Consider the following 22,274-nt stretch of genomic DNA (forward strand, 5'->3'; position numbering starts at 1 on the left):
TAGCCGCGGGAGCGCCGGACGGGCAGCTCGCGGCCGTCGAGCGCGCGCACCACCGAGTCGTCGCAGGGCACCAGGATGCGCCGGTTGTGCGACAGCCACCCGTCGGCCAGTCCGGTCAAGCGGGTGCGAGCGTCGTCATCCTCGTAACAGATCGGTTCGCCACCGAGGTTGCCCGAGGTCATCACGAGCACCTGCGGGCCGGGCGGATCGCCGGGGAGGCCGAACAGCAGCAAGTGCAGCGGAGTGTAGGCCAGCATGACGCCCAGGTCCGGGTTGCCTGGCGCGACCGAGGCGGCTGGGACCAGGCATCGGCCTTCGGCAGCGGCGTCGCCCGGTGCGACGAATCCCGCTCCGGGCGGGGACCGGCGGGCGAGCAGAACTATCGGCCGGGCCGGGCTGGTCAGCAGCGCCGAGGCCGCGTCGTCGACCTCGACGATGGCGCGGGCGGTGGCGAGGTCGGGCACCATCACGGCGAAGGGCTTGTCGCCGCGGCGTTTACGCCTGCGCAGCTCAGCGACGGCCGCCTCGTTCGCGGCGTCGCAGGCGAGGTGGTACCCGCCGATGCCCTTGACCGCCAGGATGCCGCCGGCGCGCAGCAGTTCCCGCGCGGCCGCCAGTGGCGCGCCGCTACCGGGGCCGGAGTAGGCCAGTGCCGGGCCGCAGTCGGGGCAGGCGATCGGCTGGGCATGGAAGCGCCGGTCGGCGGGGTCGGCGTATTCCCGTGCGCAGCGGTCGCACATGGCGAAGTCCGCCATGGACGTCCGCTCACGGTCGTAGGGCAGGCTCGCGATGATGGTGAACCGCGGACCGCAGTTGGTGCAGTTGATGAACGGATGGCGATAGCGGCGGTCCTGGGGATCGCGCAGCTCACGTTCGCAGTCGGCGCAGATCGCGACATCGGGCGAGGCCAGCGTGCGACCGCTGCCGTCGCTGGTGGTCCCGGCGATATGGAAGCCGGTGCCGCCGCGCACCGCGATCTCGGCCTGGTCGACCGATTCGATCACGGCCAGCGGCGGCGGCCGCAGGCGCAACCGCTCGGTGAATGCGTCCAGATCCGCTGGCGCGCCCTCGATTTCGATGACGACCCCGCTGTTGTCATTGCTCACACTGCCGGACAGAGCCAGCTCGGCCGCGGTGGTGTAGACGAACGGACGGAACCCGACGCCTTGGACCACGCCGCGCACGAGCAGTCGCCGCCGCAGCCGCGCGACGGTCATGGCCGGTCTCCGCGTTGCAGCAGGCGCAGCCCGTCCAGCGCCGCCGCGACCCCCGCCTCGTCGGTCTTCTCCACGGCGAAGCCCATGTGGATGATCACCCAGTCGCCCGGTCGCGCCGGATCGTCCTCCAGCAGGCCGATATTGACCTTCCGCTGCTCGCCGGACACGTCCACCAGCGCGATCTGGTCGTGGTAGCCCGCGGGGATCTCCACCACCCGCCCCGGGATTCCCAGACACATGGGTCAGTCCTCCTGTCGCACTGTGGTCGGCGAAAGCGGCGAAGTGTCCCCCGATGGGGGCACCGGCTCCCCCGCAGCACCGGGACTCGCGACCAGTCCGGCAAGCACATCGCCGATGGCGGCGACAGCCTCATCGACCGCGGCGGCGACCTGCGTGGACAAGCCGATGCCCTCGTCCACGCAGGCGACCTGGCAGCCGACCACGACGGTCGGCGGCAGCGCACCGCCCAACGCGCGCACTCCGGCGAAAACCGCGGCCGGGGTCATCGCGTGCGCGTCGAGATGCGGGGCGTCTGCGTCTTCCGGCGCGGCGCGGAACACCTCGACACGGCCGGGCGCTCCGCGGCCGGGGACCGCGTCGACCAGCACCAGCGCGTCCCAGGGATCGAGCAGGTCGTAGGCGAGGTGCATGCCGCGGATGCCGTAGTCCACCGCGCGCACGCCAGGGTGGTGTGGCAGGCGCCGCACCACTTCGGGTCCGAATCCGTCGTCGCCCAGGAAGATGTTGCCGATCCCGGCGATCAGCACCGTGGCCGTCGGCTCACTCCTCCCCTTCGGTCGGCGCCGTCGCGCCGCCGACGTCCGCGTCGTCGACCTTGCCCGTTGCCGTCTCGTCGGGCGCATTGGCGGTCTGCTTACGTCCTTCGAAGGGCGGGGTCGCCGGTTCGGCGCCGGAGGGGGGCGCCGTCGTGAACTCGGCCTCCCGATCGGTATCGGTGCCGCGAGCGGAGGTCGTCTCCTCGTGGCCGATGTCGCCCGGTTCCCGGTCGGCCGGTCCTCCGGCGACGGTGTCGGCGCCGGTGTCACGCGAACCCGGCGCGCCGCGAGCCGACTGCGGCTCTTCACGTTGCTCACCCATGATGTTCCTTTCCGGTCGTCCACTACATGTGCCGGATCTTCAGGTATCGCCGAAGATCCGGTATCGCCCGCACACCCAGGTACAGCCCCACCGCCGCCAGTCCGGCGACGATGGCTGTCGAGATCACTCCCACCGCTTGCATAGCGAACGTCCTTTCACTTGTCGGGGCCGTCGAGCGGCTCCAGTTCGTCGGGTGCGAAATACAGGTAGCGGCCATACCATTCGTGCAGATCTGCCGCCGGGTCGTCGTCCAGGACCACTCCCACGTGCGCCTGACCGTCCACGTCCTCGTGCACCGAGACGACCCGGGCGCACCTGCCGTCGAAGAACAGATCTTGCGCGTCCGCCCGCCGGGACGGACGCAACCGCACCCGGCTGCCCTGGCGCACCAGCACTCCCGCGACCGCCACCGCGTCGGACTCGGGGCGAACGGCGCTGTCGGCCAGCGGATCCCACCAATCGATGCCCTCGGGGATGTCCGGAATCAGCCGCGGAAGATCTGGGTGCGGGTCGCGCAGGACGCCGTGCAGCTGCCGCATCGCCTCGGGTGTCATGGCCTCGCAGCGGTCGATGATCTCCGCCGCGCGCGGATCGGTGGCACGCGCCCGCGCCTTCTCCTCGTCGGTCATCGTCAGCACGCGGAGGGTGAGGATCTCGTCGATCTCGGTGGAGTCGAACAGCGCGCCCTCGCTCTGCTCGGCGATCTCCGGATGGTCGTAGAGGATGATCGGCGAGATGAGCAGCATGCTGTAGTCGCCGGGCGGTCCGGCGAGCACCGGGAAGCAGCGGCGCCGCTCGCAGCGACCGACCGCGGGCGCGGCGGCGGGTGGCGGGTCGAGCAGCGAGATGAATTGCCCGCCAGTGATCTCCAGGATGACGTGCGCGCCGATCAGCGAGCGGGCGATGGCGTCGCGCTGGTCGGTCGCGGGCGCCCCCTCGTTGCGCAACACGACGGTCAGCCGCAGGTAGCCGTCGTCGCAGTCGGTCGCAAGTGTGAGTTCGCCCGCGAGCGGAAGGCGGGTCCGTACCAGCGCGCCTTCCGCGGCACCGGCTGCCCCGGGAAGTTGCTCGGTGTCCGTTCCACCCGGGATACGCAGTGGCCGAACGATATTCGCGGGCGCGACCGGCCCGAGAACGATCTCCTGCTCGACCGCCTCGTCCCAGGACAACCACGACCGCTGTCCATCGCTCAGCTCGGCGACGGGTGCGCCGCCGGCATCCATCACTTGCCTGTGCTGCAGCTGCAGAAAACGGACCGCCACGGTGAGCTGGGGATTCTCACCCGCATCGATCAGGCACTGCGCCGAGAGCGCCGACTCCTCGCCGAGCCCGGCCGCGGCGGCTCCCTCCGGGCCGAGCACGCCGAACTGCCACCGCGACTGGTTCTTGCGCGCGTCGGCCCGATAGGGATAGAGCAGGTACCCCTCGTAGAGCACCGCGTCGGCCACGGCGCGGGCACGGGCACGGGATTCGGCGGTGGTCACGGCCGCTCCTCGGCGTGCGCCAGCAGCCTGCTCACCGCGTCGTCGAAGCCGAGCAGGCCGTGGCCGGATTTGTAGGCGGCGAGCGCGTCGAGGGTGTCCTTGTGCAGGCGCAGCCAGCCGGTGTTGGGGAAGTGCGCGGCCATCAGGTCCTGCCAGACCGAGACCGGCATGCCGAACTTGTCCTCCCGATCCCAGGGGATCTGCTGGATGGCGAATCCCCCGCTGCCCTTGATGAAGACCGTCCCGCTGAACAGGAACAACAGCGGAACCACGCCCTCGCGCAATGCGTGCAGGTACTTCGATCCGGTCACCTCGAAGTCGTAGGTGCACGGCATCGGCAGATCGATCTCGGCGCCCCCGGTGAACCCGGGAACCATGGTGGCGCAGTGCATCCAGAGGAACGAGCGCTGGGTGTCGCGCCACCGCTCACGCGGGCCGAACAGGTCGACCAGACCCGCCGCTTCCTCGTCGGAGTAGCCACGGCGGAACGGCTCGATGCGCACCTGTGCGCGTAAGGCGATGGCGTGCACAGGTTCCTCCGCGAGCGCGGCGATCCCGACGCGTGCGGACAGGATCGGCGCCGCCGCGTACGGCTCCGGCTTCATCTCGAGCACGGCGAAGGTCGTGGAGTAGACCGGGCTCATGCCGCACCGCCGGGTTTCGCGCGCGCCGAGGCGGCGGTGAAGAATTCCTCGAGGTAGCGCCGCACGTCCTGGCCGCCGTCGAATCCGCGCCACAGCACTCGCATCCGGCCGACGAATTCGTAGCAGGCGTCGATCGGCAGCAGCAGGCAGCCGCCGACCTGCCCGGTCCCGCGTTCGGGCATCCGGATCAGCAGCGCCTCCACGTCGGGGACGAGCACGTCCAGCTCGGGATGGCGCTGGAGCACCGAGTCCCACGCCGCCAGCGGCAGCTCCGATTCGGTGGCGCCCGCGGGGCCGGGATAGAACGCCACCGTCCGCCCCTGCGGGGTGTTGCGGAAGAAGAACGCGAGACCCACCGGGATCTCCAGCGTGTCCCACTCCGCTTGACTGATGGTGACATCGGGAAACGCGAGATACCGATCCGGCACCGCCCGATAGCGCAGCTCCGCGTTCTGGTCGACGAACAGCAGATAGCAGCTGCGGCACACGCACATCAGCTGCCTGCCTTCGACGTTCACGACGTGCTGGTGCTCGCCGGCGATCGGCTCGGCGCACATCTCGCACCGCTCGCCCGCCCGGGGCGGCGTGCGATCGGCGGCGATCCGCTGCAATGCGCGGAACGGCATGGTCACCCGTGCACCTCCACCGGTACCGCCACCGACAGCTCGCCGGAGCGCACGAGGACCGGCAACGGCTCCAGGTGTCCGTCACCGTCGACGCGTGCGCCCGCGTGCACGACGTCGAAGTGCGCCTGGCAGGCCGGGCAGCGCAGCACCGCGTCGCCGAGCGGGAATCCGACGCGTCGCTCCAGCGCAGCGCCCGCGAGCGAGCTGTCGCAGCCCGGGCAGTGGTCCCGGTAGGCATACACGTCCTCGCCCACCCGGCAGGCCAGCACGGCCAGCCCGGCGACGGCGAAACCGCCGACCTCCCCCGCGCGCAGCTCGGCCAGCTCGGGGACCGCGACCCAGTTGCCGGACCGGTGTCCGCCGGTGTGGACTCGGGAGAACAGCGAGTCGGCGGAGATCACCCCCGCCGACTCCGTCTGCGCCGCGACGACTTCGATGGACTCGATTTCCGGCGCCGCCGCCCGCACCGCGTCCTCGACGGCCAGCTCCAGCGTCACCGACGACGACGGACAGCTGCGGCAGCTGCCCGCGAGCTCCAGCCGGACCACCCCGTCGGCGACGTCGACGAGGTGGACATCACCGCCGTGCGAACCGAGGTAGGGGCGCACGCTGTCCAGCGCCGTCCGCACCCTGGTCGTCACGTCGTGCGGATGCAGTCCGTGCACGAGCAGCAGGCTCGCGACCAGGTCGTCGCGCGCCAGCCGCTCGATCGCCTCGGCGTCGAGCAGCCGCAGCACACGGCGCAGTCCCGCACCGTAGAGTTCGACGATCTCGCGCACGAGTTGCTCGGCGCGCTCGCGCGCGAGCGCACCGCCCGCCGAGCTCGCCTCCAGCAAGGTCTCGATGCGATCCCCGGCTTCGCGCCAGCGGGATTCCTCGAGCGTCGCGTCGTCCTGGTCGTCCAGGCGAGCCTCCACTGTCACCTCCCGTCGGTCTACTGGACGTGGACTCACTCCGGCGTGAGCGTCTGCGTCGGTGAGTGCAGCTTCTCCAGCGTCTGTCCCTTGCCGAGGTACATGTGCACGCCGCACGGCAGGCACGGGTCGAAACTGCGCACCGTGCGCATGATGTCGATGCCTTTGAAGTGCTCGCGGTCGTTCTCCTCGAAGACCGGCTGGCCCTGCACCGCGTCCTCGTAGGGGCCCGGGGTGCCGAAGCTGTCGCGGGGACTGGCGTTCCACGGCGTCGGCGGATACGGGTGGTAGTTGGCGATCTTCCCGTCCCGGATCACCATGTGGTGCGACAGCACGCCGCGCACCGCCTCGGTGAATCCGCAGCCGATGCTCTCGTCGGGGACCTCGAACTTCTCCCAGGTCTTGGTGTGGCCCGCCCGGATCTCGGCCATCGCCTTCTCCGCGAAGTGCAGCGCGCACGCCGCGGCATAGGCCTGGAAATAGGTGCGCGCCCGGTTGCGCTCGATGGTGTTGCTGCCGTGCGCCGGGATCTTCCACTCCAGCGTCACCGGACCTTTGAGCGCGGTCTTGGGCAGATTGATCTGCACGCTGTTCCCGGTCGCCTTCACGTACCCGATGTCGACCAGATTGGCCAGCGCCGTCACCCACAGCCGTGCCAGCGGGCCGCCGCCGGTGTCCAAGGCGAGGTGGTCGGTGCCGTCGAACCAGCGTGGCGACATCACCCAGCTGTACTTGTCCTCCAGGTCTCGCTTCTGCGGCTTGGGGTTGGTGTGCTGGTTCCAGGGATGACGCCGGTCCACCGGATTGCCGAGCGGGTCGTTCTTGACGAACATCTCCTGATCGGACCAGTCGTCGTAGTACGAGCTGCCCAAGAGAATCCGGATGCCGAGGTTGATGTCGACCAGGGAGGTGGTCAGCAGCTTGCCGTCGACCACGATGCCGGGGCTGACGAACATCTTGCGGCCCCAGTCCTCCATGTCCTTGTACTCGAAGTTGCAGACCTCGGGATCCTGGAACGAGCCCCAGCAACCCAGCATCGTGCGCCGCAGGCCGACGTTCTCGTAACCCGGCAGCGCCTCGTAGAAGAAGTCGAACAGGTCGTCGTGCATCGGCACGACCTTCTTCATGAACTCCACGTAGCGCATCAGCCGGGTCATGTAGTCGGTCATCAGCTGGATCGTCGCCACCGTGCCGACGCCGCCGGGGTACAGCGTCGACGGGTGCACATGCCTGCCTTCCATCAGGCAGAACATCTCGCGCGTGATCCGGCTGACCTGCAGTGCCTCCCGGTAGAACTCGCCGGTGAACGGGTTGAGCGCCCGCATGATGTCGGCGATCGTGCGGTAGCCGTGGTCGCCCGCGTGCGGCGCCTCGGTGTTCTCCGCCCTGGCCAGCACGCCGGGATTGGTCTCCGAGACCATCTTCTCGCAGTAGTCCACGCCGACCAGGTTCTCCTGGAAGATGTTGTGGTCGAACATGTATTCGGCGGCTTCACCGAGGTTGACGATCCACTCCCCCAGATGCGGCGGGCGCACGCCGTAGGCCATGTTCTGGCAGTAGCACGAGCAGGTGGCGTGGTTGTCACCGCAGATACCGCAGATGCGGCTGGTGATGAAGTGCGCGTCGCGCGGATCCTTGCCGCGCATGAAGATCGAATAGCCGCGGAAGATGGACGAGGTGCTGTGGCACTCGACCACTTCCCGATTGTCGAAGTCGATCTTGGTGTAGATGCCGAGGCTGCCGACGATGCGAGTGATCGGATCCCAGGACATCTCGACGAGACGGTCCGGTTCGATCGTTCGATGCGACGGCTCCGGGATGATATGGGTCATCGGAGGTCCTCCTACCAGGTGCGAGTCGCGCCGGTTTCGAGCTTCCGGCCCTTGTGCCGCCAGTGCGGCTCCTTGTCGACCGTGCGTTCGGTGATATGACGCAGGCTGCGGATCACCGATCCGTAGAGCCCGGATGCGGTGGAGGAGAACTTTCCGCCGGGGGGTTCGTCCATGAACGGCATGAACTTGTCGGGGAAGCCCGGCATGGTGCAGCCGATGCAGATGCCGCCCACGTTCGGGCAGCCGCCCAGCCCGTTCATCCACCCGCGTTTGGGCACGTTGCACTTCACCACCGGGCCCCAGCAGCCCAGCTTGACCAGGCACGTCGGTGACCCGTACTCGGTGGCGAATTCGCCCTGCTCGTAGTAGCCCGCGCGGTCGCAGCCCTCGTGCACGGTCGCGCCGAACAGCCATTTCGGCCGCAGCGCTTCATCGAGCGGGATCATCGGCGCCTGTCCGGTCGCCATGTAGAGCAGGTAGGTCAGCGTCTCCGACAAGTTGTCCGGCTGGATGGGGCAGCCGGGCACGCAGATGATCGGAATGCCCGCCTTGCTCTTCCACTCCCAGCCGAGATAGTCGGGAACGCCCATCGCACCGGTCGGATTACCGGCCATCGCATGGATGCCGCCGTAGGTCGCGCAGGTGCCCGCCGCCACGATGGCGGTCGCCTTCGGCGCGAGACGATCCAGCCATTCGCTGGTCGTCACGGGCTGACCGGTGTCGGGGTTGTTGCCGAACCCGCACCAGTAGCCTTCCTCCTTGAGTCGCTCGTTCGGGATGGATCCCTCGACCACCAGGACGAACGGCTCGAGTTCGCCGCGGTCGGCCTTGAAGAACCACTCCAGGAAATCGTCGGCGCCGCCGTTGGGACCGCACTCGAAGTCGATGAGCGGCCAGTGCACGGCGATCTTCGGCAGACCGGGTAGCGCGCCGAGCGCGATTTCTTCGATGCTCGGCTGGGTGGCGGCGGTCAGGGCGACCGAGTCACCGTCACAACTGAGTCCTGCATTGATCCACAGAACGTGGATCAACGTTTCTTCGGCTTGTACTGCTTCCTGAGTGGGCATACCTCGCCACCTTCCGCAGCGGACCACCGGGGGCCGAATCTCACCTTTCTCGAAGAAGGGGTCACCCGGAGATGTGATCCTGATCGCTATATGTTAGCTCGCTCGGTGGCTCGGTCGAGAGCCGCCGAACCGGCCACGCGGCGTTGCGCGGCCAGCCAGTCGTACCAGTGCGACAGGCCTGCACCGCTGGTCACCGACAGCGGTAGGACCTCGACGCCGGGGTGTATCGCGGCGATGTATTCCCGGCATCGGTCCAGGTCGAAGTCGACGTAGGGCAGCAGGTCGATCTTGTTCACCAGCACCAGTCCCGCTGCCTGGAACATGTGCGGGTATTTCAGTGGTTTGTCGGTGCCTTCGGTGACCGAGATGACCACCACCTTCTCGTGTTCCCCCAGATCGAACAGCGCCGGACAGACCAGGTTTCCGACGTTCTCCACCAGCAGCACAGTGCCCGGCGCGGGATCGAGCGTCTCCAGCGCGCGGTACATCATCTCGGCGTCCAGGTGACAGCCCGCGCCGGTGTTGATCTGCACGACCCGGCAGCCGGTGGCGGTGATCCGTTCGGCGTCCAGCATCGTCGCCTGGTCGCCCTCGATCACCGCGATCGGGGACTGGCCGGACTCGCGGATGGTGCGCTCCAGCAGAGTGGTCTTGCCCGCGCCCGGTGAGCTGGTGAGGTTCAGCGCGACGATGTTGCGTTCGGCCAGCCAGGCCCGGTTGCGCTGGGCCAGTTCGTCGTTCTTGGCCAGAACCTTCAGCTCCAGGCTGACCGTCTCGGTGGCGGGCGGATGCACGTGGTCGCCGTGCTGGTGATGGTGCTCGTGTGCGTGCTGATGGTTTGCCGAGTGGGCGTGGTCGTGCCCGTCATCGTGTTGATGGTCGTGCGGGACGTGGATCACCGCGGTGGTGTCGTCGCCGCATCCGCAGGTTGCACACATGACTCACTCACCTCCATCGATCGGATTCGCAGCTCGCGCCCGGAGCGGATGTCGACATCGGCGCTACCGCAGGAACACAGCAGGATGGGATCGGCGAGCCGGAATTCGGCTCCGCAGGTCCGGCATGCCGCGACGCCGGGAATCTCCACCAGGATCAGATCCGCACCATCGGCCACGGTGTCCTCGGCCGCGACTTCGAAGCAGAATCGCATGGCCTCGGGCACGACGGCGCACAGTGCGCCGACCTCGACGGTGACGGCGTACACCCGTCGTCCCGCCGCATGCTCGCAGACGGCGTCGATGACGCTCTGGGTGATCGCCATTTCGTGCATCGCGACCTCGATTCCTCGAGCGGACCCTTCTGAGGCTACTCCCGGGCAAACATGACGCGGGCCGAATCTATCGATGCTCCCGCGAACCGATACTCCGACGTGCAAGGCCCATGACGGGCGGTAAACCGGGCGTGGCCGAGACGCTCCTCATTGGTCTCGGCTGCCCGGTAGCAACGCCTGCTGCATACCCGAACCGCTCTGCGTCACACGTCTCGGGAGGGGTCGCACAGAATCAGTCGTGGTTGACCTTCGCGAGCACATTGCCGCTGTTGGCATCGATGGTCACCTCGTGCTCCACACCGTCGGGCGTGGTGAGCTCGACCTCCCACACCGGGGTGCCGCGATCGGTGTCGAGTTCGGCGGAGTCGACGCGTCCGCCGGGCACCGCCTCGACCGCCTTATCGATGGCCTGCTGCTGGTTTATGCCCGGGTCCGCGACCAGCGACCAGTCCCGCGCGGAGGGATGGAAGGCGACGGTGTGCTCATGGCCGCCGGTGGCGACGGCGCCGAGGGCGAAGCTCACGCCGGCGACGACCGCCGCGACGGCGGTGCCGAGGATGATCCAGCGAAGCCCGGCGTAGGCGCGGCGGAAAGCGGTTGTCATGGGAACCTCCTGCGGGAGTTGCGATCTCGAATACCGGGACCACTGTCGCAAGAGGAAGCTGAAGGCGAGCTGAAGTCACCTGAAGACCGTTTCAGCATCCATCTGCGACCCTTGGTGGGTGCGTTTGTTGATCGTCGAGGACGAAAAGCGGTTGGCTCTCACCCTCGCAAAAGGGTTGTCGGCCGAGGGATTTGCCGTGGACGTGGTGCACGACGGCACCGAGGGCCTGCATCTGGCGACCACCACCGAGTACGACCTGGTCATCCTCGACATCATGCTGCCCGGCATGAACGGCTACCGGGTGTGCGCCGCGCTGCGCGCCGCGGGGAATGAGACGCCGGTGCTCATGCTCACCGCGAAGGACGGCGAATACGACGAGGCCGAAGGTTTGGACACCGGAGCCGACGACTACCTCAGCAAGCCGTTCTCCTACCTGGTGCTCTTGGCCCGCATCCGCGCCCTGCTGCGCCGCCGGACCCGCGGCGGCGCACGAGTTCTGCGCGTCGGCGATCTGATCGTGGATCCCGGCACGCGGACCTGTCGACGCGGGACTCAGGACGTGCCGCTGACCGCCAAGGAATTCGCCGTCCTCGAGCAACTGGCCGTGCGCGCCGGGGAGGTGGTGTCGAAAGCCGATATCCTGCACCATGTCTGGGACTTCGCCTACGACGGCGACCCGAACATCGTCGAGGTCTACATCAGCACGCTGCGCCGCAAGATCGACGCGCCGTTCGGGTGCCGGTCCATCACCACCGTCCGGGGCGCGGGCTACCGGCTGGCGGCCGAGGCGTGAGCGGCCGGTTACCCAGGCGGTCGTGGTGGCGATCGGTGCGGGCGCGCACCACCGTCGCGGCGACAGCGGTGGTCGCGGTGGCGCTCACGGCGGCCGGGTTCGCGGTGCTGGCGGTGTTGCGGCACAACCTCGTCGAGAGCGCGAGCTTGCAGGCGGAAACCACCGCACGCGATGTGGCGGTCGAGCTCGCGGCGGCAGGCGACCCCGCCCGATTGACGCTGCCCGATGCCGAAGACCATCCGGTCCAAGTGGTTTCGGTCGACCGCCGAGTCCTGGCAGCCCCTCGAGAACTCCAAGGGAAGCCGCCGATAATCGACTTCGACCCCTACGCGAAGTCCCGCGACGACGAGGACGACGACGAGGAGGAGCAGGACGAGGACGAGCGTGACGAGCAGAGTGCCTCGACGCCCGCCGATCCCGCGGCGGCCGAAGCTGAATTCGGTGACGTACGACTGACGGTGGATGCCGAGGACGGACCCGAGCCGTTCCGGGTCGCCGCGCTCCCGGTGACCCTCCCGGACGGGCAGCCCGCAACCGTCTACGCGGGCGCCTCCCTGGAGACCGCCGACAGCGCGGTGGCGGACGCGCGGCAAGCCATGCTGATCGGCCTGTCACCCCTGCTCGTCGTAGTCGCCGCCGTGACCTGGTTGGTCACCCGGCGCGCCCTGCGTCCGGTGGAGGCGATCCGCGCGCAGCTCGCGGAGATCATGGACGGTGACCTCTCCCGCCGCGTTCCCGAACCCGGCTCACGCGACGAAATCGCCAGGCTGGCAACGACTACCAACGCCACGCTCGCCGCCCTGGAGGAATCCTCGGAGCGCCAACGCCAATTCATCGCCGACGCCGCCCACGAACTACGCAGCCCCATCGCCAGCCTGCGCACACAACTCGAAGTGGCCCAAGCCCATCCGGACCTGTTGGAACTCGACGGCCTGATCGACGACACCATCCGCCTGGAGCACCTCGCCGCCGACCTCTTGCTGCTGGCTCGGCTCGACGCGGGCGAGCAACCACGCTCCGACCGCGTAGACCTGACCGCCCTCGTCCGCGACGAACTGGCCCACCGCGTCGGCGACCGGATCGCCGTCGACATCGCAGTCCCCGACGAGCCGATTGTGGTCACCGGCAGCCGAACCCAGCTCGCCCGCGTCCTGGGCAACCTCGCCGACAACGCCCAGCGGCACGCCAAGAGCTCCATCCGCGTCGCCGTAGAACCCGACAGCGACGGACAAGTCCTGCTGACGGTCACCGATGACGGCCCGGGTGTGCCGCCTGCCGAACGAGACCGCGTCTTCCAGCGATTCGTCCGGCTGGACGACGCCCGCACCCGCGACGAAGGTGGCGCGGGTCTGGGCCTGGCCATCGTCCGCGACGTCATCGAGCGACATGCGGGCACCATCCACGTCACCGACGGCGTGCCCGGCGGCGCCCACTTCGTCGTCAGCCTGCCCCAGCCCGCCGCTCGCGACTGAAGCCCGCGGACCCGAGTTTCACAGACCCGCCCTTGGTACTTCTCGGAATTACGCCGCATCGAGTTCAACACCGAAATCCCGCACTACCAGGCGACATCGATCCTCTTATCCACCGAACCGGGAACGGGTCAAACCGAGAAGTCGCGGTGCGGTCAGATGGACCTCGCGCGTCGTTCGAGTGCCGCAGATATCAAGGCGCGCACTTCATTTCCCGTTACGGACTGTTCGGCCAACGCGCCGAACGCGTGGCCGTAGAGAGCTACCTCCCGCGGCTTGGTGATGGTTATCTCCGCCGTATGGCCCTCGACCTTCACTACTCGGTTGTCGAACATGACGAAGTTCTCGACAGCCGTCTTGGCCTCGGCCATCGCGGGAACGATGCCCAGCGTCACACGTGGCATACCGATGATTGCACGAAGACGATCCAACTGTCCGACCATGACAGCATCAGTGCCCACCGTCGTATAAAGAGCTTGCTCAGCAATCAGGAAATGGAATCGATGCCCTCTTCGGTAGAGGACCTGTTGCCGTTCCATCCGCTTGGAAACGCCCGCTTCGACATCGTCGGGGACTTGGTAGAAGTCAATTCCATAGCGGAGGATAGCTTCCGCGTAATCCGCCGTCTGAAGTAGTCCAGGAACTACCTGGGGCTGCCAATTGCGTATCTGCCTTGCTTCGGCTTCGAGCTTGATTGATTGCTGCTGCCGCCGTTGCGTTCCGGAGGCGAGGATACGCTTCCAGTCCATGTAAGCGGAGTCGACATTGTGCAGGCTGGCAAGAAGGTCCTCCAGCTGGTCCCCCGTGCCCGCATGCTCGCAGTACGCCCGAATGTCCGCATCAGATGGTCGAAGTCTGCCGTACTCGATCTTCGATACCTTTGACTCGTGCCATCCTTCTCGGCGGGAAAGCTCTCGGCCTGTCAGCCCGGCGCGACGTCTGATCTCTCGGAGTCGCTTGCCGAGAGCCTCCCGTGCTTCTTGTGCCGAACTGGTCACCGGCGGAATTCGGTGAATGGTGCAGCCAGCGACCAGAGGCGCTCTTTTACTGTCCGGCAATGGGATACGATGCCGGGATCGGTGGTTACTGCAACGCCCGCTGGCCCGCCGTTCGCGTCGACCAGATTGAACGCGACCAGTGAGACCGCCTCTAATATTCGGGCCGTCACGGCTGACGAGTGCGAGCTGGGATAGGTTGGGTGACATGGCTTGGTCGAATGGAAGGCGCCGCTACGCCGAGTACTCGGGTCCGGTCAGCGTGCGCGATCGGGTCATCAGCGCGGTTCGAGCGCTGCCGCGCCCACGGATTGACCGACTGCACCCACAGGATTCAGGTGGCGGGTATTTGCTGCATCGAGAGTTGGGTTGGTGGACGGTGCGACCTGTCACTGGTACGGGTTCGCGCCGGTTCGTGAGCAAACCGAAGTACGCGACTCGGTCCATCGCTCGGGATGATCGCGAGGCCGCGATGACATGGATGGGCCTGCAACTGGGCCTGTACTGACCGGAATCAGCTAGAGGCTTCCCAGGAGCCATCCCACTTCAGCAACAACTACAGCGTGGTCGGCCGCGCAACTCGGGGGCTGACCACCCTGAAATCGAACCCCACCCGACATTCCCTTCCGGACGGGGCGGCGACCGGATCGCCGTAAGCATCGCAGTCCCCGACGAGCCGATTGTGGTCACCGGCAGCCGAACCCAGCTCGCCCGCGTCCTGGGCAACCTCGCCGACAACGCCCAGCGGCACGCCAAGAGCTCCGTCCGTGTCGCCGTGAAACCCGGCAGCGACGGGCATGCCCTGCTGACGGTCACCGATGACGGCCCGGGCGGCGGCCCCGAGCAGAAGTCCGAGCGATGGTGTCAGCGCTTGTCACGCAAGCCTCCGGCAATCTGCTCGGTGATCTTGTCGCCACCGGTGTGGCGTCGGACGGATGCGGCCAGGCCGGGGGCGGCGCTGCCGACCAAGGCGACGAAGCGCAAGCTGAGCGGGGCCACGTCCACCTCGGCGAGGTTGCTTTCGATGGCTCGTACGGCTGCGCGCGCCACGTCCTGCGGCGAACGGGTGCCGATCCCGCGAGGCAGTGTCGCGCCGGAATCGGCGAACATGCCTGCGCCCCTGATGTAGCCGGGGAACACTGTCGAGACACCGACCTGGTGGGGCCGCATGTCCTCGCGTAGCGCGAGGGCGAAACCGCGCATCCCGAACTTGGTGGCGTTGTAGAGGGACATCTGCCCGGACGCGGCTTTTCCGGCCAGCGAGGAGATGAAGACCAGGTGACCGCGGCGCCGGGCGGCCATGCGTTGCCCGGCCAGCTTCGCCATCACGATAGGGGCGCGAAGATTGACATCGAGAGCGCGGTCGATCTCGTCGATCGAGTAGTCGGCCAGCAAACCGGTCGCGGGCAGCGCGGCGTTGGCGACGAGCACATCGATGTCGCCCGCCGCGTTCAACAGTTCCTCGATCCCGGCCCGGTCGGTCAGGTCGGCGGCGACGGCCCGGCCGCCCAGTTTCTCGGCCAGCGGCTCGAGCATATCCGTACGTCGCCCGGTGAGCACCACATCACCGCCGCGGGCAGCCATCTCCAGCGCCAGCGCCTGCCCGATCCCGCCGGTTGCTCCCGTCAACAACACTTTCGCGCCGCGCAGATCCATGTCACGTACTCCTATCGCGTGCTCTGCATGCAGGTCTCATGCGTCAGCCACAGCCGAAGGAGAAACGCGAGGGTCTTCGGCGGTAGATTCCACGCTGGGGCACGCCGTGAGAACAACTCGGCAACGGCGTGCACCTCGATGGGTCAGTGGCTGCGCATGACCCCATCGTCACGTGCACCGCGGGCGTCGGTCTTGTACAAACGTTCCGTGACCGCCCACGCGATGTCGTGTTCCGCCAGCCCCGCAGCACCGGCCAGTCTGGCCGGAGTCATTCCCGTGAACGCCAGGACGTCTCGGTGGAAGTGGGACTGGTCGACGTAACCACCCTCCGCCGCGGCCCGGGCCGCGCTGTCGCCCGCGGCCAAGCGAAGGGCGGCATGGTCGAAGCGAACCAGCTTCGCAGCGCGTTTAGGGGGCACACCGAGCTGCGACCGGAACCGCGACCACAGACGCTTGCGGCTCCAACCAACCTCGACTGCCAGATCCTCGACCCGGACCCGGCCGCGACTGACGATGATCCGGTCCCATGCCCAGGCCACCTCCGGGTCCACGGCTGGCCCCGTCTCGTGCCTGCGGGCGAACAATGCGTCTGTCAACGCGAAACGGTCTCCCCACGACGGAGCATCGCGAAGCTGCTGGCGGATCCGTTCCGCATCCGGGCCCCACAACTCGTCGACGACGACCACACTGCAGTCGAGTTCCGCTGGGGAGACACCCAGCACGGCGTGCGCGACCACCGGCGACACGCGCACCTCAACGCACTGTATGTTGTTGCCTCGCAGACGAATCGCGCCGGGGCCGAGCCCTGCGACAAGACTTCCCCGCCGCTGCCACCCGGCCGCGTTGTCGACGACGAGCGAGCCGTCACCGAACTGCAGAGCCACGGTGAAGGCTGGGTGCGGGACCACCCACTCATCGATCGGGCCCCCGCTCCGACCACTGAACCCAGCCATCCTGACACCGGCCACCCGGCTGGGCCTCGACGGTCGCGCGATATCCCATACAGCCGCAACGTCACCCTCGTCGACGGTGGATCGCATCGCCCCATGCTACGAGCCGAAGGTCGCTTGATGCGCGGGTACCGAATCACGCCGAGCACGCCACCTGCCATAGACACCGCATGGCCGCTGGATCGACCCTGCCGCGCGGGGCTTCGGGCGATCAGCTGCGGAAACTGATTACCGCTTGGCCATGGTGCTGGGTGGTGAGCTTGCCCTCGTCGAGCAATTCGACCTGTTCACCCGCACCGCGGTGGTCTGGCGGCCGGCTCGGCGAGACCGAAACTGGTAATGCTCACCCGAGTCGACAGCGTGGGCGCCCTTCGCAAAGCGTCCCCCTTTCCGTCATGCAGTGTCGATATCGTCAGCCCACCATCACGACCTCCTCGGTAGTGCTCGGCACAGGAGCGGGGGTGGACTTGCGCCGCGCCGGGAGCAGGGCCGCGACGGTGACGGTGCCTGCCGCCAGCATGATCGCTGCGATCAGGCTGGTATGCGACACAGCATGGGCGAAAGCGGCATCCGCGGCGGAGATGAGTTGCGCGGCTTGTTCGTGCATTCCGGCCTCGCCGATCCGCTGGGCAACCATGAGCGCTCCGCCGATGGAATCCTGCGCCACGTCGGCCGCCTCGGCGGGCAGCCTGCCGTCGACGAGGGGAGCGATCTCATCGGTGTAGGCGCTGCCCAGCAGCGAGCCCAGGATGGCGACCGGGCTCGTGCTGGCGCTGCTCGAGGCACGCAACGACGAGACCTGGACCGAGCCAGACCCCGAAGTGGCGGCAGCCCGCGCCTGCCTGATCGGACTGGGCGTAGCGCCCAGCGAGGCCGCTGAAATCGCCAGGACCGCAGCAGCATTGGAAGACGCCCGCGACGCACCCGGTTAAGGCACCGCAGCCAGTGGACGGACCCGGGACTGTGTGACTATCGAGTCCTCATCCGGCGGCCACGCCGGCCATGACCAGCTGGAGGTAGGCGTCGTCGATGTCGCCCGCACCGAAGACCTCGGCAAGCGCGGCGCGATCGATCTCCCCACGCTCGGCGGCCAGCACCAGACCGAGCGCCGCCTCGCGGGCACGGGCGGCCGGTTTGCCTTCGATCAGTGCGGCGACGATGGCCGCGGTGTTCTCCCCGCTCCACACAGCGGGTACGGCCGCGGCGACCTCGCCGGCGGGCGGCGCGGTTCCGCGGTACCACCGGCCGCGATCCCACCAGTAACAGAAGGACAGCAGGCCGATGCCCGCGCGTGGGTTCAGCAGCGGATTCGCGACCCATGGTGGCGCGCCCGCGTAGAGGTCCGGCATCGGCGCCCCGGCGTTGTAGACCGCGTCGAGGACGGGATCGTTCCACACGCCGCCGGACAGCACGGCCCGGTCGCCGGGCACGATCCAGAGCGAGGACCCGCTGCGCTCGGCGCCTTCGAACAGGCCAAGTGCGGGCAGGACCCGCGGCCCCCACGGGGAGCCGACCGCCACGAATGCCGCGGACAGCACCGCCCAGCGCGCTACCAGCAACGGCAGCGCGGGCAGTCCGTCCTCCACCACCGCCGCGCCCGCCTCGGCGCACGCCGCGGTCTCGGCGGGCCGCGACTGCCGGTCGGCATGCCCGATGTGAGCGGCGAGCCACACCGGCAGCCGGTCCCGCGGAAATGCCTCGAGATCGGTCCGATAGACCTCCGGCGGGAAGAGGTGGTCGTCGGGGACCGGTTCGGCGCCGAAGTCGTAGTCGGTCCGCACCTCACCGGACGCCGACACCACGAGCAGGTAGCGCCACCACGGCCCCTCGGGCCGGGAGGCCGACGCCTCCCGATGCCTGCGGACCAGCGCCATCACCTCCTCCGGCGGCAGGAGCTGGACCGGACGGCCCTCCTCGTCGGTGGCGACGACCGAGGCCAGCTCGGCGGCGACCGTCAGCACGAAGACCGCGTGGATCTCGTGGCCGCCCCGCGGCGCCAGCTCGGTCAGCAACTGGGCGATCCGGCGGCTCGCCGCATCCGCGGGGTCGGCTCCGCCCGCGGATGGCTGCTCGGCTCCGGTCACGACGTGGCACCTCCTCGATCGCGGCGCAGGCTACCACCCCGCGCGAAACGAACGGCGTTGCCGAGAACCAGTTTTCGAAAACGCTCGATCGATTCATGCTGCGCCCGAATAGAATTAGCTTGTCCGTCGATGGAAATTCAACTTTCCGCGGTGTAATCCGGTGACGTCGACCGCCGAGGAGGCGAGCTGTGAGGAGCACTCCGAGAGGCCGCTTCGGGCCCGCCACGGAGCAGCGGTGACGCTCTACCTACCGGACGGGTTGCAGTGGCTGGCCTGGGTGGCGGGCACGACCTGGCCGGAGGGCGACGAGGACGCCGCCTGGGCCGCCTCGGAGGCGTGGCGGACAGCGAGCAAGGAACTCGAGGCGCTGCTCGCGGCCATCGACCAGGCCAAGCAGACCACGGTGTCGGCGTACCCGCAGGGCGAAGGCGGCGCGGCGATGGGAGCTCGCTACGACATCCTGCGCACCGGGGATCACTCCGTGGAGGCGCTGGCGAAGCTGATGAGCACGGTCGGCGACAGCGCGTTCGACATGGGCAGCGAGATCCAGGCGACCAAGCTCACCGTTATTGTCACCCTGGCCTGGCTCGCACTCGAGATCCTGTGGGCCTGGCTGTTCCCGCCGACCGCGCCCGCGGTGGAAGCGGCCGCGGTCACCACGACCCGGTCCTTCCTCAAGGTGTTCGAGGACTTCGTCCAGAAGATCATCACAAATATTGCCGCCCGGCTCGGCGCCCCCACGGTCAAGCGGCACTTCTGGTCTCGCGCGGTGCACTTGCGGCCGGTGCTGCCCACGGCGAAGGGCTACGGCGTCTACGGCGCGCGGGCGATCGAGGCCGCCGCCATCACCGGAACGATCAACGGAGCCGTGCAGGTCGGCCAGCTCGGGGCGGGTAAGCGCCGCCACTTCAACGGCGGCGAGTTCGGACTGTCCATCTTCGCCGGTGCCGCCGGCGTGATCCCTGGCCGCGAGTTCGGCCGGTATCTCGGGAAGGGCATCGACAAGGTCGCGGGCAAGAACCTGGACAACGTGTTCGGCCGGGTGGGCCGCGGTGTCGTGATCGGCGGGGCCTCCGGCGCGGTCGGCACCGCGTTCGGAAACGTGGCGGCGGGCGCGGTCACCGGTGACTGGTCGTCGTTCTCGTCCGGCGCGGGCTGGGTCGGCGGTATAGCGCGCGGTGGCATCGTCGGCGGGGCCAGGGGCGGGTTCGCGCTCGGCACGCCGATTCCCCCGGGGCGCGGGGACATTCGCTCCTACGTGTGGATGCCGAAACCGTCGACCGGCAATACCGGACGCCCGCCGGTCCACGACGGATCGTCCACCAGCTCCAGCGGGACCAGACCCGCGTCGACGACCACCGGCAACGGCGAGACCGGATCCGGCGCGAGGGCGAACGCGCTCTCCGGCCGATCGTCGACGACGGCGTCCACGGTCGCCGGTCCCACCGGTACACCAGCACCACAACCCAACGGCTCGCGCCCGAACTCCGAGTCCGGCAACGCAAACGCAGCGTCCACGGCAGCCGGTCCCACCGCTACCCCCGCACCACAACCCAACGGCTCGCGCCCGAACTCCGAGTCCGGCAACGCAAACGCAGCGTCCACGGCAGCCGGTCCCACCGCTACCCCCGCACCACAACCCAACGGCTCGCGCCCGAACTCCGAGTCCGGCAACGCAAACGCAGCGTCCACGGCAGCCGGTCCCACCGCTACCCCGGCACCACAACCCAGCAGCTCGCGCCCGGACTCCGAGTCCGGCAACGCAAATGTCGCGTCCACGGCCGCAGGGCCCACCGGTACCCCGGCAGGCCCGGCACCACATCCCAACGGGTCACCGCCTGGCGAATCGCGACCGATCGCCGAGATCAGCAACGGAAATGCCGGGTCCACGCATTCGGTCCGCGGCGACGGTGCCTCGTCCGCGGGCAGCTCCGGCCACACCGTGTCTCACGACCCCACCAGCGGACACAGCGGAAGTGGGCAGACCGCTCGTCCCGCTGCGCCTGACAACGTCAGCGCAGGGGCAGGTCAGACGGTGAATCACGATACCGCCAGCACCTTTTCGAACTCCACTTCCTCGTCCACGGGAGCGGGCTCCGGCTACTCCACCGGTTCGGGCGCGGGCGAGTCCGGCCATGCCACCGGTCGGCCACCTACCTCATGGGAGTCGTCGATCGACGGCGGGCGGTCGACCGAGAGCCCGCAGCCCGCCAACACGGGAACGGGACCTACCGTGGGAACTCCGCTCCCACCCGCGCACGCCACCTCCGGTACCACACCGCCTGCGGCGCCGACAGCCAGCGGGCACACACCGCCCGCGCCGCCGACAGCCAGCGGACACACAGCGCCCGCTGCACCCACAGCCAGCGGGCACACACCGCCCGGCCCGACCGGTGCGGGCCCACGCCCCTCCGGACCGCAGGTGACCGGTTCGTCCGGCACGCACGGGAACCCGATCGCCACCAGCGCCGACGAGCCGTTCCTCGGTGAGGGCAAGGATGTACGCGGCAAGCCCCGCCCGAAACAGTGGCCCTCGGTGGAGCCGCTGCCCGGTCCCTTCAAGCCGCCTTCCGGCGGCGCCGACCAGCCGGACGACTGGCTGCCCGCGGCCCCCAAGGCCGGTGCGCAGGCCGCCGGGGGTCCCGAGGACGTCGATGTTCCTTTCACCCTCTAGACCGCCGACCTCGAAGGGAGTGCCATGGCCACCGACCGCGTAGAGGTCGACCCGCAGAAACTGCGCCGGGCATCGGAGCAGACCGCGGAGTTGTCGACGAAGGTCACAGCGATTGCCGACAGGCTGCGAAACACACTGGCGGGCATCGAATCCGATGCCACCACGATGCCGTGGGGAGACGACAAACGGGGCAGGAAGTTCGCCCAAGGCGACAAGGGTTACCAGGCGGCACGGAAGAACCTGCTGGACGGCGCGGCGGGCGCCGCGCAGACCCTCGACGACATGTCGGATGGCCAGCGTCAGGCCGCAGACGCGCTGGGCGGCACCGACCACGCCTCGAGCGGGCAGTTCCGGGAAAAGTGAGCGGCACATGGTGAACGAACGCCTGCGCGCGGACATGGCGACGATGCTGGAGGGCCTCGGAGAGCAGTTCCGCGGGATCGCCGAGCTGCAGAAGCAGCGGTCGCTGCTCACGGCCACGGTGACCGCGTGCGACAAGCGCATCGAGGTGACAGTGAACGCCGACGGCGTCCTGATCGCCACCAGATTCGCCGACGACGTCCTCGAGCTGAGCCTCGAGGAGATCGCCGAGAACGTCACGGCGGCCGTGCAGCAGGCGGCGGCCGAGGTCGCGCAGCGCGGCAGGGATCTGATGACGCCGCTGCTGGAACGGAAGAACGCGCTGCCCAAGCTTTCCGAGATCGTCGAAGGCGCACCGGATCTGGGTTCGCTGCTGCCGACCGCACCCGCCCCACCGATGACGCCGCCCGATCCGGCGCGCTGGCGCGTCGGCGATTCCGGCGCCGCGGGCCCGCGGTCGGTGGTCGCCGACAACGACGACTGACGCCGCAGTGGACATCCGAAAGAGCCGGGACGAGATCCCCGGCGGAGGAAGGT

Annotated in this window: 26 protein-coding genes and 1 pseudogene; 6 read left to right on the forward strand and 21 right to left on the reverse strand. The window is 68.6% G+C overall.

Translation table 11 applies throughout. The features are described 5' to 3' along the window. The 14 genes from NA4_RS22850 to NA4_RS39345 form a co-directional block, all read right to left on the reverse strand. On the reverse strand, window positions 1-1,217 hold a 1,217-nt coding region (locus NA4_RS22850; RefSeq protein WP_169811098.1), incomplete at its 3' end, for a Sua5/YciO/YrdC/YwlC family protein. Next, window positions 1,214-1,456 carry a HypC/HybG/HupF family hydrogenase formation chaperone gene (locus NA4_RS22855; protein ID WP_067473597.1) on the reverse strand — a complete coding sequence of 81 codons (243 nt, stop codon included), beginning with the start codon at window positions 1,454-1,456 and terminating at the stop codon, window positions 1,214-1,216. The genes NA4_RS22855 and NA4_RS22850, both read right to left, overlap by 4 nt. A gap of 3 nt (window positions 1,457-1,459) precedes the next feature. Then, complete coding sequence (locus NA4_RS22860) at window positions 1,460-1,984, reverse strand: hydrogenase maturation protease (protein ID WP_067473599.1); 525 nt, start codon at window positions 1,982-1,984, stop codon at window positions 1,460-1,462. A 13-nt stretch (window positions 1,985-1,997) separates the two neighbouring features. Then, the gene (locus tag NA4_RS22865) at window positions 1,998-2,315 is read right to left on the reverse strand and encodes a hypothetical protein (protein WP_067473602.1); all 318 of its coding nucleotides are present in this window, start codon (window positions 2,313-2,315) and stop codon (window positions 1,998-2,000) included. A gap of 22 nt (window positions 2,316-2,337) precedes the next feature. Continuing rightward, complete coding sequence (locus NA4_RS43725; RefSeq protein WP_373862817.1) at window positions 2,338-2,457, reverse strand: DUF6893 family small protein; 120 nt, start codon at window positions 2,455-2,457, stop codon at window positions 2,338-2,340. Between the two features lie 13 nt (window positions 2,458-2,470). After that, window positions 2,471-3,799, reverse strand: coding sequence for a hypothetical protein (locus NA4_RS22870; RefSeq protein WP_067473605.1), 1,329 nt, complete (start codon window positions 3,797-3,799; stop codon window positions 2,471-2,473). Next, window positions 3,796-4,443 carry a DUF6084 family protein gene (locus NA4_RS22875; RefSeq protein ID WP_067473608.1) on the reverse strand — a complete coding sequence of 216 codons (648 nt, stop codon included), beginning with the start codon at window positions 4,441-4,443 and terminating at the stop codon, window positions 3,796-3,798. The genes NA4_RS22870 and NA4_RS22875 overlap by 4 nt, the downstream gene beginning before the upstream one ends. Beyond that, window positions 4,440-5,069 (reverse strand): DUF5947 family protein, encoded by a 630-nt coding sequence (locus tag NA4_RS22880; protein ID WP_067473611.1) that lies wholly within the window; start codon window positions 5,067-5,069, stop codon window positions 4,440-4,442. Before NA4_RS22880 ends, NA4_RS22875 begins: the two co-directional genes overlap by 4 nt. A 2-nt stretch (window positions 5,070-5,071) precedes the next feature. Continuing rightward, window positions 5,072-5,992, reverse strand: a complete 921-nt coding sequence (locus NA4_RS22885) for a NifU family protein (protein ID WP_245671548.1) — start codon at window positions 5,990-5,992, stop codon at window positions 5,072-5,074. A 26-nt stretch (window positions 5,993-6,018) separates the two neighbouring features. Next, the gene (locus NA4_RS22890) at window positions 6,019-7,815 is read right to left on the reverse strand and encodes a nickel-dependent hydrogenase large subunit (RefSeq protein ID WP_067473616.1); all 1,797 of its coding nucleotides are present in this window, start codon (window positions 7,813-7,815) and stop codon (window positions 6,019-6,021) included. A gap of 11 nt (window positions 7,816-7,826) precedes the next feature. Continuing rightward, window positions 7,827-8,882 carry an NADH-quinone oxidoreductase subunit B family protein gene (locus NA4_RS22895; protein ID WP_067473619.1) on the reverse strand — a complete coding sequence of 352 codons (1,056 nt, stop codon included), beginning with the start codon at window positions 8,880-8,882 and terminating at the stop codon, window positions 7,827-7,829. Between the two features lie 86 nt (window positions 8,883-8,968). Continuing rightward, entirely contained in the window at window positions 8,969-9,820 is an 852-nt protein-coding gene (hypB, locus tag NA4_RS22900; protein ID WP_067473621.1) for a hydrogenase nickel incorporation protein HypB, read from the reverse strand. After that, the gene (locus NA4_RS22905; protein WP_067473624.1) at window positions 9,778-10,152 is read right to left on the reverse strand and encodes a hydrogenase maturation nickel metallochaperone HypA/HybF; all 375 of its coding nucleotides are present in this window, start codon (window positions 10,150-10,152) and stop codon (window positions 9,778-9,780) included. Before NA4_RS22905 ends, hypB begins: the two co-directional genes overlap by 43 nt. Before the next feature lie 232 nt (window positions 10,153-10,384). Further along, window positions 10,385-10,756, reverse strand: coding sequence for a PepSY domain-containing protein (locus tag NA4_RS39345; protein WP_084497357.1), 372 nt, complete (start codon window positions 10,754-10,756; stop codon window positions 10,385-10,387). Between the two features lie 118 nt (window positions 10,757-10,874). Between NA4_RS39345 and NA4_RS22915 the strand changes: the two genes are divergently transcribed. Further along, a complete protein-coding gene (locus tag NA4_RS22915) occupies window positions 10,875-11,549 on the forward strand; it encodes a response regulator (protein WP_067473627.1) in 675 nt (224 codons plus the stop codon). Window positions 11,550-11,584: 35 nt separating this feature from the next. Further along, window positions 11,585-13,021, forward strand: coding sequence for a sensor histidine kinase (locus NA4_RS22920; protein ID WP_245671549.1), 1,437 nt, complete (start codon window positions 11,585-11,587; stop codon window positions 13,019-13,021). A 152-nt stretch (window positions 13,022-13,173) separates the two neighbouring features. Here the strand turns inward: NA4_RS22920 and NA4_RS22925 are convergent, their stop codons facing one another. The 3 genes from NA4_RS22925 to NA4_RS22930 form a co-directional block, all read right to left on the reverse strand. Then, a complete protein-coding gene (locus NA4_RS22925) occupies window positions 13,174-14,016 on the reverse strand; it encodes a helix-turn-helix domain-containing protein (RefSeq protein WP_084497358.1) in 843 nt (280 codons plus the stop codon). Then, a complete protein-coding gene (locus NA4_RS43730; protein WP_373862818.1) occupies window positions 14,013-14,186 on the reverse strand; it encodes a DUF6879 family protein in 174 nt (57 codons plus the stop codon). The genes NA4_RS22925 and NA4_RS43730 overlap by 4 nt, the downstream gene beginning before the upstream one ends. A gap of 383 nt (window positions 14,187-14,569) precedes the next feature. After that, window positions 14,570-14,764 carry a hypothetical protein gene (locus NA4_RS22930; RefSeq protein WP_157129239.1) on the reverse strand — a complete coding sequence of 65 codons (195 nt, stop codon included), beginning with the start codon at window positions 14,762-14,764 and terminating at the stop codon, window positions 14,570-14,572. Between NA4_RS22930 and NA4_RS43735 the strand changes: the two are divergent. Next, window positions 14,732-14,806 (forward strand): annotated as a pseudogene (locus tag NA4_RS43735) (hypothetical protein); the annotation flags it as partial. The gene NA4_RS22930 and the pseudogene NA4_RS43735 sit on opposite strands and share 33 nt — an antisense overlap. A gap of 71 nt (window positions 14,807-14,877) precedes the next feature. On the opposite strand, the gene NA4_RS22935 reads toward NA4_RS43735, so the two are convergent. The 4 genes from NA4_RS22935 to NA4_RS22950 all read right to left on the reverse strand — a co-directional run bounded on the left by NA4_RS22935 (window position 14,878) and on the right by NA4_RS22950 (window position 18,703). After that, window positions 14,878-15,669 (reverse strand): SDR family NAD(P)-dependent oxidoreductase, encoded by a 792-nt coding sequence (locus tag NA4_RS22935; RefSeq protein ID WP_067473636.1) that lies wholly within the window; start codon window positions 15,667-15,669, stop codon window positions 14,878-14,880. A 143-nt stretch (window positions 15,670-15,812) separates the two neighbouring features. After that, window positions 15,813-16,709 (reverse strand): helix-turn-helix domain-containing protein, encoded by an 897-nt coding sequence (locus NA4_RS22940; RefSeq protein ID WP_084497359.1) that lies wholly within the window; start codon window positions 16,707-16,709, stop codon window positions 15,813-15,815. 322 nt (window positions 16,710-17,031) lie between these two features. Continuing rightward, a complete protein-coding gene (locus NA4_RS22945) occupies window positions 17,032-17,409 on the reverse strand; it encodes a hypothetical protein (RefSeq protein ID WP_067473639.1) in 378 nt (125 codons plus the stop codon). Between the two features lie 190 nt (window positions 17,410-17,599). Next, on the reverse strand, window positions 17,600-18,703 hold the full coding sequence (locus tag NA4_RS22950) for a hypothetical protein (RefSeq protein WP_067473641.1): 1,104 nt from the start codon (window positions 18,701-18,703) through the stop codon (window positions 17,600-17,602). Window positions 18,704-18,938: 235 nt separating this feature from the next. Between NA4_RS22950 and NA4_RS22955 the strand changes: the two genes are divergently transcribed. From NA4_RS22955 to NA4_RS22965, 3 genes are read left to right on the forward strand one after another with little or no spacing between them, the layout of a single operon-like run. Next, window positions 18,939-21,377: a WXG100-like domain-containing protein gene (locus NA4_RS22955; RefSeq protein ID WP_157129240.1), complete on the forward strand. Its 2,439-nt coding sequence runs from the start codon at window positions 18,939-18,941 to the stop codon at window positions 21,375-21,377. A gap of 24 nt (window positions 21,378-21,401) precedes the next feature. Further along, window positions 21,402-21,740, forward strand: coding sequence for a hypothetical protein (locus NA4_RS41515; RefSeq protein WP_067473647.1), 339 nt, complete (start codon window positions 21,402-21,404; stop codon window positions 21,738-21,740). Window positions 21,741-21,747: 7 nt separating this feature from the next. Beyond that, window positions 21,748-22,221: a YbaB/EbfC family nucleoid-associated protein gene (locus NA4_RS22965; RefSeq protein WP_067473650.1), complete on the forward strand. Its 474-nt coding sequence runs from the start codon at window positions 21,748-21,750 to the stop codon at window positions 22,219-22,221. Window positions 22,222-22,274: the final 53 nt, after the last annotated feature.

Source organism: Nocardia amamiensis NBRC 102102 (assembly GCF_001612745.1).
Classification (GTDB): domain Bacteria; phylum Actinomycetota; class Actinomycetes; order Mycobacteriales; family Mycobacteriaceae; genus Nocardia; species Nocardia amamiensis.